General features: G+C 58.2%; 12 protein-coding genes. All 12 read left to right on the forward strand.

Going from position 1 to position 13901, the window contains the following annotated elements:
• Window positions 1–121 precede the first annotated feature (121 nt).
• The 12 genes from HHJ16_RS14415 (at window position 122) to paaX (ending at window position 13843) form a co-directional block, all read left to right on the forward strand.
• Window positions 122–421 carry a nucleotidyltransferase domain-containing protein gene (locus HHJ16_RS14415; protein WP_296901677.1) on the forward strand — a complete coding sequence of 100 codons (300 nt, stop codon included), beginning with the start codon at window positions 122–124 and terminating at the stop codon, window positions 419–421.
• Between the two features lie 89 nt (window positions 422–510).
• Complete coding sequence (locus HHJ16_RS14420) at window positions 511–822, forward strand: hypothetical protein (RefSeq protein ID WP_296901678.1); 312 nt, start codon at window positions 511–513, stop codon at window positions 820–822.
• 153 nt (window positions 823–975) lie between these two features.
• Window positions 976–1536: a sugar transferase gene (locus HHJ16_RS14425; RefSeq protein ID WP_296901680.1), complete on the forward strand. Its 561-nt coding sequence runs from the start codon at window positions 976–978 to the stop codon at window positions 1534–1536.
• Window positions 1537–1661: 125 nt separating this feature from the next.
• Window positions 1662–3569, forward strand: a complete 1908-nt coding sequence (locus HHJ16_RS14430; RefSeq protein WP_296901682.1) for a nucleoside-diphosphate sugar epimerase/dehydratase — start codon at window positions 1662–1664, stop codon at window positions 3567–3569.
• 83 nt (window positions 3570–3652) lie between these two features.
• Window positions 3653–4561: an acetylglutamate kinase gene (gene argB / locus HHJ16_RS14435; RefSeq protein ID WP_296901683.1), complete on the forward strand. Its 909-nt coding sequence runs from the start codon at window positions 3653–3655 to the stop codon at window positions 4559–4561.
• A gap of 155 nt (window positions 4562–4716) precedes the next feature.
• Entirely contained in the window at window positions 4717–5358 is a 642-nt protein-coding gene (slmA, locus tag HHJ16_RS14440; protein ID WP_296901684.1) for a nucleoid occlusion factor SlmA, read from the forward strand.
• 122 nt (window positions 5359–5480) lie between these two features.
• Window positions 5481–6329 (forward strand): fumarylacetoacetate hydrolase family protein, encoded by an 849-nt coding sequence (locus HHJ16_RS14445; RefSeq protein WP_296901686.1) that lies wholly within the window; start codon window positions 5481–5483, stop codon window positions 6327–6329.
• A 164-nt stretch (window positions 6330–6493) separates the two neighbouring features.
• On the forward strand, window positions 6494–7225 hold the full coding sequence (locus HHJ16_RS14450) for a TetR/AcrR family transcriptional regulator (protein WP_296901687.1): 732 nt from the start codon (window positions 6494–6496) through the stop codon (window positions 7223–7225).
• A 2-nt stretch (window positions 7226–7227) separates the two neighbouring features.
• Window positions 7228–9024, forward strand: a complete 1797-nt coding sequence (locus HHJ16_RS14455; RefSeq protein WP_296901689.1) for an acyl-CoA dehydrogenase C-terminal domain-containing protein — start codon at window positions 7228–7230, stop codon at window positions 9022–9024.
• 87 nt (window positions 9025–9111) lie between these two features.
• Window positions 9112–11526 carry a 3-hydroxyacyl-CoA dehydrogenase/enoyl-CoA hydratase family protein gene (locus tag HHJ16_RS14460; RefSeq protein WP_296901691.1) on the forward strand — a complete coding sequence of 805 codons (2415 nt, stop codon included), beginning with the start codon at window positions 9112–9114 and terminating at the stop codon, window positions 11524–11526.
• Window positions 11527–11606: 80 nt separating this feature from the next.
• Entirely contained in the window at window positions 11607–12803 is a 1197-nt protein-coding gene (locus HHJ16_RS14465) for an acetyl-CoA C-acyltransferase (protein ID WP_296901693.1), read from the forward strand.
• A gap of 104 nt (window positions 12804–12907) precedes the next feature.
• Window positions 12908–13843 carry a phenylacetic acid degradation operon negative regulatory protein PaaX gene (gene paaX, locus HHJ16_RS14470; protein WP_296901695.1) on the forward strand — a complete coding sequence of 312 codons (936 nt, stop codon included), beginning with the start codon at window positions 12908–12910 and terminating at the stop codon, window positions 13841–13843.
• Window positions 13844–13901 lie beyond the last annotated feature (58 nt).

Here is a 13901-nt window from a genome sequence, read left to right on the forward strand (position 1 = left end):
CATCGACACCTTGGTAACAAACTACTTGCCAACGCTGATTTAATTAATAGTGACTCTCGCCGCGTGGATCACGACGGTCTGCTGCCTCGCCTTTGTATTCGTAACGCCTTAAAATTTGTCCATGCGCCTATCTATCGAACAAATTGCAGCCATACGCAGGGAGGTATCCTTGACTGCGGGTGATTCTGCGCGGGTCTGGTTGTTTGGCTCACGGGTACGGGATGACGCGCGGGGGGGAGACATCGATCTGCTGGTGGAGCTCGATGAGTCTGTAGCTGAGCCAGCCCAACTCTCCGCACGGCTTGCGGCTCGAGTGTCAAGATCAATATACGGACGAAAAGTCGATGTGTTGGTCCAGGCCCCCAACCTGCTGCGTTTACCCATCCATGCCATAGCACTTGCAGAAGGCGTTCGGCTTTGAAAATAGCCACATCACTGGCCGCGCGCCTTGAGTTTTTGTCACGTGTTACTACAAAGGAGTGTCAACATTTGTTGGACACGGATCGTCGTTTGTTTCCAAATCTTTTCACGATTGAAGAGGCGCAAGAGGTCGAGGCAGCCCCCATTCTGGCCGAGCGCCTGGATGCCTTTGTTAGCCGCTTTGGTCGGCTGCAAGACACGGTAGGCGACAAACTACTGCCTGCTTTACTGAGCGCCTTGGCAGAAACGCTGGGCCCGACGATTGACAATCTGGACAAGGCAGAGAAATTCCGGTTCATCGAATCTGCTGATGGATGGATGGATGGAAATGCGCAAACTGCGCAACCAGGTGGTGCACGGGTACATAGAGGATTTGGTCGTGCTTTCCAGCGCCTTGCGTAATGGCCATGCATTTGTGCCGAGTCTTGTGGTTGCCTCCCGCCAGTGCGTGGCCGAAATTGAGCGGCTACTTAACGCCCCTTCTTAAAGTGGAGCTTAAAAAATGGACGCTACGCTTTCCCCCATCTTTCAGCTTGGCGCAATGATTGTTTTTGCATGAAGAGATTGTTTGATCTGCTCGTAGCTGCGTGCGCCGCGCTGGTCTTGTTGTTGCCGATTGTTTTGGTTGCCTTGGCGGTGCGCCTGACTTCAAAAGGGCCAGCCCTGTATTGGTCTGACCGGGTTGGGCGCAACAACACCATTTTCAAGATGCCCAAGTTCCGCAGCATGCAGATCGGTACCCCTGCGGTGGCGACGCATTTGCTGAGCAACCCGGATGCCTACTTGACGCCCATCGGCAGTTTCTTGCGCAAAAGCAGCCTGGACGAACTGCCGCAGTTGTGGAGCATTCTGGCAGGCGATATGAGTTTTGTCGGGCCCCGCCCCGCCCTGTTTAATCAGCACGATTTGATTGAGTTGCGCACCCGGCAAGGCGTGCACGAACTAGTACCCGGTTTAACGGGCTGGGCTCAGATCAATGGACGCGACGAGCTGCCTATACCCGACAAGGTAAAGCTCGATGTGGACTACCTGCAGCGCCAGTCGCTGGCGTTTGACATTCGGATTCTTTGGCTTACTTTCGTAAAAGTGTTGCGTCGGGATGGCGTTTCTCATTGAATCCAGTCATTCGGTGGCGCAACAGGCACGGACTCCTGCGCAGTCAGGGACAATTGGGCAACACGTAAATGACTGCGAAGGAAAGTGGATGCCTATAAATCGAGAACGCTCAATCGCAGCTGAACATGCGTAGTCAAGTTCTCAATTGGCCGCGCGCTGCCAAATTTCTACTCGTGATGCTGTTCGATACCCTCATGGCCGTCGTCGCCATGTGGATGGCATTTTCGCTGCGGCTGGATATGCTGCACTGGCCTTCGGGTATGCAGTGGGTGGCCTACGGACTCGGGCCGGTGCTGGCGATTCCGGTGTTCATCCGGTTTGGGCTCTACCGCGCCATCTTCCGCTATACCGGGCTGGCCGCCTTGGTGGCAACGGCGCAAGCGGTTGCCGTGTATGGGTTTCTGCTTTCAGCGCTTCTGCTGTGGCACCAATGGCCGGGCGTACCGCGCACGATTGGCTTGTTGCAGCCGCTCATCTTTCTGGTGCTGGTGGGCACCAGCCGCGCGTTGGCGCGTTTTTGGCTGGCTGATCCAGCCCGACTCGCCCGACAGGTGGAAGGGCGCCTTTTGATTTACGGCGCTGGCAGCGCCGGCGTGCAGACCGCAACGGCGATTGGCGTGACCGGCCAATACAAGCTGGTGGGCTTTATCGATGACGACACCTTCAAAATACGCCGCACCATTAATGGCGCGCCCGTGTTTGGACCCGACCAAATCCCGAAACTGGTGGCTGACCACGCCGTCACTGACATTTTGCTGGCATTGCCCAGTGCGTCCAGGGAGCGGCGCAACAGTATTATTGAAAGTTTGCGCGGTCTGCCCGTGCATATCCGTACGGTTCCCGCCTGGGCGGACTTGGCCAGCGGCCGGGTCACGGTGCGTGATTTCCGTGAACTGGATGTAGAGGACTTGCTGGGCCGCACGCCCGTGCCGCCCGACGCGGATCTGCTGGCGCGTGATCTCACGGATCATGTCGTGCTTGTCACTGGTGCCGGAGGCAGCATCGGCAGCGAGTTGTGCCGCCAGATTCTGCTGCAGCGGCCGCGTCAGTTACTGCTGGTTGAGCACAGTGAATTTGCGCTTTACGCTATTCATCAAGAACTTCATGCCCAGTGTGTCGCGTTGGAATTGTCAGTTGACCTGGTGCCGCTGCTTGGAAACGTGGCCCACTACCCGCGCATGTCGGCGTTATGCGCTTTGTACAGGCCAGCCATCGTTTACCACGCGGCGGCGTACAAGCATGTTCCCATGGTCGAGAGCAATGCCGGAGAAGGCATTGTGAACAACGTGTATGGCACGCTCACTATGGCGCGCGCGGCGCTGGAGAACTCTGTCGCGCGCTTCGTGTTGATTTCGACGGACAAGGCAGTGCGCCCAACCAACGTGATGGGGGCCAGCAAGCGCATGGCCGAACTGGTCCTGCAGGCGCTCGCCGGTGAAGGCGCGCCGTCTTTTTTCTGTGGGGCCGACGGATTCGGGGGCGCGCAAACTAACCAAACCTGCTTCACCATGGTTCGCTTTGGCAATGTGCTGGACTCCAGCGGAAGCGTGGTGCCGCTGTTTCGCAGGCAATTGACAGAAGGCGGTCCGCTGACGGTCACACACTCCGAAGTCACGCGTTACTTCATGACGATTCCCGAGGCGGCTCAACTGGTGTTGCAGGCCGGCGCCATGGCGGCGGGGGGGGATGTATTTGTGCTCGACATGGGTGAGCCGGTCAAGATAATGGATTTGGCGCGCCGCATGATCGAACTGTCTGGGCTGACTGTGTGCGAGGCCGGCGCTTCCACAGGCGATATTCAAATCAAGGTCATCGGCTTGCGACCCGGTGAAAAACTCTACGAAGAGCTTCTGATTGGCGACAACCCCGAACCCACGGCGCACTCGCGCATTATGAAAGCGCATGAACCTTGTTTGCCGTGGTCGCAACTGGCCCCCGAATTGCAGGCCCTCTATTTGGCGGCACAAGCCAACGATGTCCAGGCGATCAAGGTCTTGCTCAAGCGCCATGTGCAGGGCTACCAGCCAAGTTAATCCACAGCCAAGTGCCTCGGGTTGCTTGGCTATGCATGCGGCACAATTCGTGATTACTTTTTCTTCCTGCAAGGCGAGCCGCAATGATTCACCCTTCTACTGATCCTGACCTGTCCCATATCGGCCCGCGCGACAAAGCAGAAATCCTCGCGCAGGCTCTGCCCTACATCCGCAAGTTTCACGGCAAAACGCTGGTGATTAAATACGGCGGTAATGCCATGACCGACCCGGCCTTGCAGGCGGACTTTGCCGAGGATGTGGTGCTGCTTAAGTTGGTGGGCATGAACCCGGTGGTGGTTCATGGCGGCGGCCCGCAGATTGAAACTGCGCTTAACCGCTTAGGTAAAAAGGGGCACTTCATTCAGGGCATGCGGGTAACCGATGAAGAAACCATGGAAGTGGTGGAGTGGGTGCTGGCGGGCCAGGTGCAGCAGGACATCGTGGGCCTGATCAATCAGGCCGGCGGCAAAGCAGTCGGACTGACGGGGCGCGACGGCGGCATGATTCGGGCGCAACGGCTCAAAATGTTTGATAAGGACGACCCTGCCAAAGAGCACGACATCGGCTTCGTCGGCGAAATCGTCAGCATCGACCCTAGCGTGGTCAAGGCGCTGCAAGACGATGCGTTCATTCCCGTGATCAGTCCGATTGGCTTTGGAGAAGATAACGAGAGCTACAACATCAACGCCGATGTCGTAGCAGGCAAGCTTGCCACCGTCCTCAAAGCTGAAAAGCTGGTGTTGCTGACCAATACGCCGGGCGTGCTGAACAAAGCGGGCGAACTGTTAACCGACCTCACAGCGCGCGAGATTGATGAATTGTTTGCCGATGGCACGATTTCCGGCGGCATGCTGCCCAAGATCGAGGGGGCGCTGGACGCGGCCAAAAGCGGCGTGAATGCGGTCCATATCATCGACGGCCGCGTACCGCATGCGATGCTGCTGGAAATTTTGACAGAACAAGCCTACGGAACCATGATCCGCTCACATTGAGGTTAACCGACTTTCCTGGGATCGAGATTTCGGCGGGCGATGGCGGGCGGGGCGCCTTCTCAAGAGGACTAGGGAACCATGACCCAGCTGTGCGAGAATCATTTGCAACGATTCTAAGTTTTTTGAAACATTCTTTATTTTTCGTCTACCGCCCTATGTCCGATCTCGCCCCTGAACCTGAACTGAGCCCGGAGGCCGCCGCCGGGCCGACAGCGCGGAAGCGTCCCAAACCGGGTGAGCGCCGAGTGCAAATCCTGCAGGCGCTGGCGACCATGCTGGAGCAGCCTGGCGCAGAACGCATCACGACCTCGGCGCTGGCGGCCAAACTGGAAGTCAGCGAAGCCGCTCTTTACCGCCATTTCGCCAGCAAGGCGCAGATGTTTGAAGGGCTGATCGAGTTCATCGAGCAAAGCGTTTTCACGCTGGTCAATCAGATTTCCGATCGGGAAACCGACCCCACTGTGCGCACCCACAAGCTGGTCGTCATGGTGTTGCAATTCGGCGAAAAAAACCCAGGCATGGCGCGGGTGATGGCGGGCGATGCCCTGGTATTTGAAAACGACCGGCTGCAAGACCGTATGAATCAGTTTTTCGACAAGCTGGAGTCAAGTCTCAAACAACATTTGCGTGACGCCGCGGCCGCTGCCGGATCTGCGACGCCGACGGTTGACGCGCAAGTCCGCGCTTCCGTCATCGTGGCGTTCATGATGGGTCGTCTGCAGCGCTTTGCCCGCTCTGGTTTCAAGCGGCTGCCGTCAGAACACCTCGAAGCCAGTCTGGCGACCATTCTGGCCTGACCCTGCCTTGGTACGTGGCCTGTCAGGGCAGGCAATACCTTATAGTGAATAGCAGCTCGCGCGCTTACCTAGTGCGGTAGGCGGCTTTTTCTTTGTATATTGAAGACGGAAAAAGGGACCTTATGAAACTCGTTCGCTACGGCCAACCCGGAAAAGAAAAACCGGGCCTGATTGACGCCGACGGCAAACTGCGCAGCTTGGCCGCCGTCATCACAGACATTGGTCCCAATCAACTCAGCGACGCGGCGCTCGCCAAACTCAGCAGGCTAAAGGCCGAAAAATTGCCATTGGTGAAAGGTCCGCCGCGCTACGGTAGCCCGCTCACTGGGATCCGCAAATTCATAGCCATCGGCCTTAATTACGCGGACCATGCGGCGGAGTCCGGTTTGCCCATCCCTGCGGAGCCCATTGTGTTCATGAAGGCGACGAGTTGCATTCAGGGCCCCAACGACCCCATCATGCTGCCCAAAGGATCCGTCAAGACCGATTGGGAGGTTGAACTCGGTGTGGTGATCGGGACGCGGGCACGGTATGTGTCACAAAAAGAGGCGCTTAACCACGTGGCCGGTTATTGCGCCGTCAATGACGTCAGTGAACGCGAATTCCAGATTGAACGTGGCGGCACTTGGGACAAGGGCAAAGGCTGCGATACCTTTGGCCCGCTGGGTCCCTGGTTGGTCACGCGCGACGAGGTGCCCAATCCGCAAAAACTCGCCATGTGGCTGGAAGTCAATGGCCGGCGGGTGCAGAGCGGCAGCACCAAAACCATGATCTTCAGCGTCGCCAAAATCATCAGCTATGTCAGCCAGTTCATGACGCTGGAGCCTGGCGATGTCATCACCACTGGCACACCCCCCGGAGTCGGGATGGGCATGAAGCCGCCTTTGTTCCTCAAAAAGGGTGATCAGATGGCACTGGGCATCGATGGTTTGGGCGAGCAACGGCAAACAGTCGTGCCCTTCAAGTTGTAAAAATACGCGCTTCGAGCTGCTTGAAGAACGCTGACTGATCAGGAGCGGGATTAGACTTCTATCTCTATAAACGGCGATAGAAACGACCGTTAAGACCTGCTGGAGAAGGAATTGCGGCAAAATAGAACGATCGTTCGTTTTATTTTGCCAATTTATTCCATTCCATGACCGTCGCTGAACACCCTGTTAAACCTGAACGCACATCGTCAACCGGTGCGGCGCAGCCTAAGCCCCAGCAAAAAGGCCAGCAGACCAAGGCGGCTATTGTGGACGCGGCTTTGGGATTGGCTACGCAGATTGGACTGGAAGGACTGAGCATTGGTGCGCTGGCCGAGGTCATGCACATGAGCAAGTCCGGGGTATTTGCGCATTTTGGATCGCGCGAAGAATTACAGATTTCGGTGATTCGCGAATACCACGCCCGCTTTGAGGAAGAGGTCTTCTTTCCGGTCTTGCAAGTAGCGCGGGGACTGCCGCGTCTGCGCGCGCTATTTCATAACTGGATGAACCGCACCTCAATCGAGATCGATTCGGGTTGCCTCTACATCAGCGGCGCGGTCGAATTTGACGACCGACCCGGCCCGGTGCGTGATGCCCTAGCGGGCTCTGTCAGGACCTGGCTGGCCGCAATGTACCGCGCGGTCGTGCAGGCCAAAGAGGCCGGTCAATTGCGTGACGGGGCCGATGAGCAACAAATCGTTTTTGAGATTCACGGTCTTATTCTGGCGCTGCACTACGAAGCCCGATTTTTGAAGACGCCGGGTTCAATAGACCGGGCCAACACTGCTTTTGCCAATATCTTGGCGCGCTACGGTAGCGAAGGTCTGGCAGCGCCCGCTGCTTCGGCCTCCGCCGCTACTTCCACATCCCGCCTTTCATCCCAATCCAAGGAGTAACCATGCCCATTTACACCCCGCCCCTGCGCGACATGCAATTCGTCATGCACGAGGTGCTCAAGGTCACCGACGAGTTGAGGGTTTTGCCCCCGCACGCCGACATCGACGCTGACACCATCAATGCAGTGCTTGAAGAAGGCGGAAAATTTGCGACTGCGGTCACGTTTCCGCTCAATATCAGCGGCGACGAAGAAGGCTGCACACTCGATAAGGTGACCCATGAAGTCACGCCACCCAAAGGTTTCAAGGAAGCCTACGCGCAGTACGTGGAGGGGGGCTGGGCCGCGTTGAGTTGCGACCCCGAGTACGGCGGGCAGGGTCTGCCGTTCATGGTCAACCAGTGCTTTTACGAGATGATGAACTCCGCCAACCAGGCCTGGACCATGTACCCGGGTCTCTCGCACGGTGCTTATGAGGCACTGCATGCCCATGGCACCGACGAGCAGAAAAAGCTCTACCTGCCCAAGCTCACCAGCGGCGAATGGACCGGCACGATGTGCTTGACAGAGTCCCATTGCGGTACCGACCTCGGGCTGTTGCGCACCAAGGCTGAAGCCCAAACCGACGGCACCTACAAGCTCACCGGCAACAAGATTTTCATCAGCGCCGGCGAACACGACATGACGAGTAACATCGTGCATCTGGTGCTGGCGCGCTTGCCCGACGCGCCGAAAGGCAGCAAAGGCATCAGCCTGTTCGCGGTGCCGAAATTCAACATCAATGCCGACGGTTCGCTGGGTTCACGCAACGGCATCTACTGCGGTGGCCTGGAGCACAAGATGGGCATTCATGGCAACGCCACCTGCCAGATCGTGCTCGACGAGGCCGTAGGGACCATGGTGGGCGCGCCCAATAAGGGCCTGGCCGCCATGTTCGTGATGATGAACGCCGCGCGCTTGGGCGTGGGCAACCAGTCGCTGGGTCTGACCGAAGTGGCCTACCAGAACGCGCTGGCTTATGCCAAAGACCGTATCCAGATGCGCTCGCTGTCCGGCATCAAGGCGAAAGACAAGCCGGCTGATCCGATCATCGTGCACCCCGATGTTCGCAAGATGCTGCTGACGGCCAAAGCCTATGCCGAAGGGGGCCGCGCGCTGGCGATTTATTGCACGCTGCTGCTCGACAAGGAAATCCACCACCCGGACGAGAAAGTCCGCAAAGATTCGGCCGAAATCGTGGCGTTGCTCACGCCTATCGTCAAAGCGTTCATTACTGACAATGGGCACATTGCTACCAACGCCTGTATGCAGGTGTTCGGCGGCCACGGCTACATCAAGGAATGGGGCATGGAGCAACTGGTGCGCGACAACCGCATCAACATGATTTATGAAGGCACCAACACGATCCAGTCGCTCGACTTGCTGGGGCGCAAAATTCTGGGTAACAACGGAGCCACGCTGAAAAAATTTGGCAAGCTGATTGGTGCGTTGATCGCCGAAGAAGGTGTCAACGAAAAAATGGCCGAGTTCATTAACCCGCTGGCGATCCTGGCCGAGCAAATGACCAAGTTCACCACCGAGCTAGGTTTCAAAGGCTTCCAGAATCCCGACGAGGTGGGCGCCGCTGCGGTGGATTACCTGCGCGTGGCAGGCCACTTGGTCTTCGGCTACTTCTGGGCGCGCATGGCTCAAGTCGCGTTGCGTGAGATCGCCGCGGGGAACCCCGATAAGTTTTATCTTGCCAAGGTGCAGACCGCCCGCTTTTATTTCGCCAAGTTGTTCCCGGAAACCGCGACGCTCATGCGGACCGCGCGCAGCGGCAGCCGGGCGCTGATGGACACCGACGCCGCGCTCGCCTGATTTCAGGAATCATGACGCAGCCCTTTAATCCTGGGGTTGGGGCGCTGGCTCCAAGCTCCCCCGGGCATTCGATGAAGAAAGAGATCCATGTCGCGTTTTCAAGTTAAAAAAGTCGCGGTGCTCGGTGCCGGTGTGATGGGCGCCCAAATCGCCGCCCATTTGGTGAATTGCAGAGTGCCTGTGGTGTTGTTTGATCTGCCCGCAAAAGAGGGCCCCAAGAACGGTATCGTCATCAAGGCGATCGAGGGTCTGAAGAAGCTCAAACCTGCACCGCTGGGGGTACCTGAAGACGCCGCCCTGATTCAGCACGCGAACTACGAAGAGCACCTGGACCTGCTGAAAGGCTGCGATCTGATCATCGAAGCCATTGCCGAGCGCATGGACTGGAAGACCGACCTGTACCACACCATCGCTCCGTTTATTGCGGAGGGTGCCATCGTAGCAAGCAATACGACGGGCCTGTCTATCACCCGGCTGAGCGAGGCGCTGCCCGACTCCATCAAACCACGGTTTTGTGGCATTCATTTCTTTAACCCGCCGCGTTATATGACGCTGGTCGAACTCATCAACACGCCGACGACCGAGCCCAAAGTGCTTGACGACCTGGAAACGTTTGTGACCAGCGCGCTCGGCAAGAGCGTGATCCGCGCCCACGACACGCCCAACTTCATCGCCAACCGCGTTGGCATTGCCAGCATGCTGGCCACCATCAAGGAAGCCGAGACGTTTGGCTTGACTTACGACGTAGTGGATGACCTGACTGGCAAGAAGCTGGGCCGCGCCAGTTCTGGCACTTTTCGCACCGCCGACGTCGTGGGGCTGGACACGATGGCGCACGTCATCAAAACGTTGCAAGACAACCTCGGCCCCGGCAAAGTGGACGATCCATTTTCAGAACTTTACGGAACTCCGCCGGTGCTGGCCAGGCTGCTCGAGGCCAAGAGCCTGGGCCAAAAATCCGGTGCCGGATTTTTTAAAAAGCAGGGCCGCGACATATTGCGCCTGGACCCTGAAAGCATGGAATACGTCGCCGCTGGCGCCAAGGCCGACGACGTGGTCGGCCGCATGCTGAAAAAACCCGCAGGCGAACGCCTGAAGTTGCTGCGTGAAGCGGAGGGCGCTGAAGCCCGCTTCTTGTGGGCTATTTTGCGCGACCAGTTTCACTATGCTGCCGTGCACCTGGAAACCATTGCCGAGACCGCTCGCGACATTGACTTTGCGATGCGCTGGGGTTTCGGCGCCAAGCAGGGCCCGTTTGAATTGTGGCAACAGGCCGGCTGGTTGCAGGTGGCAAACTGGATCCAGGAAGACATTGATGCCGGAAAGGCGCTCAGCAAAGCGCCGCTGCCCGATTGGGTGTTTAAAGGCCCGGTGGCGGACGCGGCAGGCGTTCATACCGCTGCGGGTTCCTGGAGCGCCTCCGCCAAAAAATTCATTCCCCGTCGCCAGCTGCCGGTGTATGCGCGTCAGCATTTTCCGGAAGACGTGCTGGGTGCTAAGGCACCTGCCTTTGAAACCGCCGGTACGACCTTGCACGAGGACCTCGCCATTCGTTTGTGGACGCTTGACGGCGACCAGAATGATGTGCTGATCGCCAGTATCAAAACGAAGATGCACGCGATCGGCCCGGATGTTGCGGAAGGCTTGGCAATGGCGGTCGATCTGGCCGAAAAAAGCTACAAAGGCTTGGTGATCTGGTCCAACGACGAAATGTTTTCGGCCGGTGCCGACCTGCAGGCCATGCTGCCCGCCTTCATGATGGGGGGCGTTCAGGCGGTTGACGGGGCGGAGGCCGAGTTGCAAACCGTGATGCTCAAGCTGCGGTATGCCGCCGTACCCGTGGTGTCGGCCATTCGGGGGCTAGCCCTGGGAGGCGGCTGCGAAATGGCCGTGTATTCGGCTAAGCGCGTAGCGGCAATGGAAAGCTACATCGGACTGGTGGAAGTGGGCGTCGGCCTGGTGCCCGGCGCAGGCGGTCTTTCCTACATCGCGCGTCGCGCGGCTGAAAATGCAGCGACCTCCACTAACAAGGACATGCTGCCTTTTCTAACGGAAGGCTTCACCGCCGCCGCCATGGCCAAGGTGGGAACCAGCGCTTTGGACAGTCGCAAGATCGGTTACCTGCTCGACAGCGACGTGATCGTTGCGAATAAAGACGAGCTTTTGTTCGTGGCCCTCAACGAAGCCCGCGCGCTGTTCAATTCCGGCTATCGCGCACCGCACAAGCGGCCATTTCCGGTGGTGGGTCGCAACGGCGTGGCCACCATCAAAGGCCAGTTGGTCAACATGCGCGACGGCGGTTTCATCAGCGCACACGACTTTCATATTGCGAGCCTGATTGCCGGCGTGGTCTGTGGCGGCGACGTCGATACCGGCACTTTGGTGACCGAGGAATACCTGATGACGCTGGAGCGCAAGGCCTTTTGCGCGCTGCTCGAGCATCCCAAGACGCAGGAACGCATCATGGGCATGATGAGCACCGGCAAGCCCGTGCGCAACTGATCGCTCGAATCCGCAGGCCCTCACACGAATCCCCTCCCGCCAGTGGGCGAGGGCGTCAAGACACCGAAAGGAATATTTCCATGAAGCAAATCCAAGAAGCCTATATCGTTGCTGCCACGCGCACGCCCATCGGTCGCTCGCACCGGGGCTTTTTCCGCAATACCCGTCCTGATGATTTGCTGGTCAAAGCCTTGCAGGCCGCGTTGGCCCAGGTGCCGACGTTGGATCCCAAAGCGATCGAGGACATCATCTGCGGCTGCGCGATTCCCGAAGGCCCGCAAGGCTTGAACGTCGCCCGTATCGGCGCCGTGCTTGCCGGCTTGCCGACCAGTGTGGGCGGCATCACCGTCAACCGTTTTTGCGCTTCGGGCTTGTCTGCCGTGCAGATGGCGGCAGACCGCATCCGTGTTGGCGAGGCCGATGTGATGATTGCAGCCGGTACCGAAAGCATGAGCATGGTTCCGATGTCGGGCAACTCGCCTTCCCTGTCGCCCGCCATGTTTGCCCACGACGAAAACATCGGCATTGCTTACGGCATGGGCCTGACCGCTGAGAAGGTGGCTCAGCAATGGAAGGTCTCGCGTGAGGCGCAGGACCTGTTTGCCTACGAGTCTCATATGAAAGCCCTCAAGGCGCAACAGGCGGGAGAGTTCACCAACGAAATCACGCCGGTGGAAGTCACTGACCGCAGCGCCAATTTGGAAACGGGCGAAGTCATTGCCACCAGCCGCACCGTCAGTCTTGACGAAGGGGCACGCCCTGACACCACCCTGGAAGGTCTTGCCAAACTCAAGACGCCTTTTGCAGCGCGAGGCTCGGTCACAGCGGGCAACAGCTCGCAAACCTCGGACGGCGCGGGGGCACTGATTTTGGCCAGCGAAAAAGCGATCAAGGAATTCGGCCTCAAGCCGCTCGCACGTTTTGTGAGCTACGCCGCGAAGGGCGTGCCGCCCCACATCATGGGCATCGGTCCCATCGAAGCCATTCCGGCGGCGCTTCGCTTTGCCGGACTGAAGCAGGATGACATTGACTGGTTCGAGCTGAACGAGGCGTTTGCTGCGCAGTCCCTGGCGGTGATCAACACCCTGGGCTTGAATCCGGCCAAAGTTAATCCGATGGGCGGTGCGATTGCGCTAGGCCATCCGTTGGGTGCCACCGGGGCGATTCGTGCCGCTACCGTGATTCATGCGCTGCATCGTCATCAACTAAAGTACGGCATGGTGACCATGTGTGTCGGCATGGGCCAAGGCGCTGCAGGTATTTTCGAACGGGTTTGAAGGTGTTTGTGCGGTCAACCGGCTGCCGCTCCCTGTATCATTCGGGCCGGTTGGCGCTTTGACGTTAGCTGATTTCTCTGCGGTCAACTCCGAACGTTTTCATCATGTCTCCCACAAAAAGCCCCGGCCTGAAGAAATGGATTGAGCAGCACCTGGCGGACAACCCGCCGCGCGCAAAGTCCAACGTGATGACGTTGTTCGGCGACGTGATCACGCCGCACGGCGGACAGGTCTGGTTGGGAAGCTTGATCGAGCTGCTGGCGCCTTTTGGTATCAACGACAGGCTGGTGCGTACGAGCGTATTCCGGCTGGCCGAGGAAGGGTGGCTGGACGCGCAACGCGAAGGCAGACGCAGCCGGTACGCGCTGAATTCCTCTGCAGCGCGCCGCTTTGAGCGCGCTTACCAGCGCATCTACACGCCGTCATACCGCGACTGGAAAGGCAAGTGGACGCTTGTGCTTGCAACTTCCGGCACCCTCACGGCGGAACAAAAAGTAGGCTTGCGCAAGGAGTTGCTGTGGGAAGGATTCGGGATGATCGCACCCTTGGTGTTTGGCCACCCCTGCGCCGATGCGGAAACCCTGGAAGAAATCCTCGTCAGGGTCGGCGTAAAAGGCAAGGTCTTTGTGTGCGATGCGACCGAATCCGAATTCGCTGCGGCCAGGCCGCTGAGCGAATTGATCCAGCAATGTTGGGAGCTGGACACTGTGGTTGCGGATTATGAACGCTTCATAAATTACTTTGCCGCGTTGCCTAAACTGCTGAAAGCCCGGAACGCACTTAACCCGGAACAGGCGTTCGTGGTCCGCACGCTGCTGATCCATGAATTCCGACGCGTCCAGTTGCATGATCAGCAATTGCCGCTTGAACTTCTGCCAAAAAACTGGCCTGGAAAAACCGCCTACGAACTGTGCCGGCAGATCTACCAATTGACGTACACGGAAGTCGAGCAATACGTGCTGACGACTTTACGGCGGGAAGACAAAGATGCGCCTGAAGCAGCGCCTTATTTTTACCAGCGCTTTGGCGGGTTGGTGTAAGAACGACAACGCTGCCGCTTACTCCAGCTAGTCAACCGCCGCATTGATAACGAACTCG

It is taken from the genome of Polaromonas sp. (assembly GCF_012927485.1).
Classification (GTDB): domain Bacteria; phylum Pseudomonadota; class Gammaproteobacteria; order Burkholderiales; family Burkholderiaceae_C; genus Polaromonas.